Genomic DNA, 1,025 nt, shown 5'->3' on the forward strand with positions numbered 1-1,025 from the left:
GCCTGACTCCGCCCTACGAGGCGCTCTTGAAGAGAGAGTTCTCGTCGAGGAAGCCGGCACGACCTCCAGCCGCTGTAGCTCAGCACCGGCACCGGTGACGTCACCGTCAGCTTGGTCGAGTATTTGCGTCGGCTTTCGGGACGTGCCGGTGCAGGTTCCTCTTACGGAGCGTGCCTCTTACGGAGCCTGCCTCGATCAGCCACGCTGCCGGTTGGTCAGGATTTGATGAAGTGCGCCTTGATCACGACGTGGGTGGCGAGGCGGGAGCCCTTTTTCGTGTAAGTCAGGCCCCAGCTGCTGCGGTCGAGGTGTACTTCGGCGGTGACCGCCGCGGTGTCCTCCGTGGCAACAACATGGGCGGGGACGGTGAGCGGTCGAGTCTGGCCGTGAACGGTCAGATCGGCGCCGAGATGTAGGTGTCCCGGTTCGGCGGGTCGTGCCTCTGTCGCGGTGAAAATAATGGTGGGGTACTTCTGGACGTCGAAAAAGTCGGCGGAGCGCAGGTGCTCGTCGCGTTTGCTGTTCTTGGTGTTCACGGAGGTGGCGTCGACGACCAGGGTGCCGGTGATACTTCCGTCGTTGCTGACCGTTCCGGCGCCCTCGACGGCATGGAAAGTCCCGGTGACCGGGAGTAGCCACAACGCCTTGGTGTGGAAAGCGATCGAGGTGCGAGCAGGGTCCAGAGTCCAGGACCCGACGAGCGTGGACAGATGGGGGACGGGCTCCATGGGCGATGTCATCGTGTACCTCCGGTAGGTGGCGATCCGTAGTCAGAGAAGGTCTCGGGTCGGGGAGCGGGCCGCCTGATCGGGGTGTCACCGACCATCGGCCTCAACCGGGCTCAGCCCGGAGATGGACACCCTCTGGCAAGTATCGATCGTAGCTACGTGGCCGAGCGTCTCATGGAGGCTCGCGCTGGCCCCGGTGGCGGATCGTCAAACAGGACTACGTCACCCAGGCCAACGGGGGTCCGGCGGAAAGCGCGGGTCACTCGCCTTATGTCTCGCCCTCTGGGTCGGTGTCGG

Annotated in this window: 1 protein-coding gene; it reads right to left on the reverse strand. The window is 64.4% G+C overall.

What is annotated here, in order from left to right; all coding sequences use genetic code 11:
- Positions 1-215 precede the first annotated feature (215 nt).
- Positions 216-740 carry a YceI family protein gene (locus ACFWAY_RS53945; RefSeq protein WP_378516564.1) on the reverse strand — a complete coding sequence of 175 codons (525 nt, stop codon included), beginning with the start codon at positions 738-740 and terminating at the stop codon, positions 216-218.
- Positions 741-1,025 lie beyond the last annotated feature (285 nt).

Origin of the sequence: Rhodococcus sp. NPDC059968 (assembly GCF_042738615.1) — a bacterium.
In the GTDB taxonomy this organism is placed as follows: domain Bacteria; phylum Actinomycetota; class Actinomycetes; order Mycobacteriales; family Mycobacteriaceae; genus Rhodococcus_F.

What these genes read in the sequence shown, in the direction of transcription:
- ACFWAY_RS53945 (WP_378516564.1), bottom strand. Translation starts at nt 740, where the DNA reads ATGACATCGCCCATGGAGCCCGTCCCCCATCTGTCCACGCTCGTCGGG.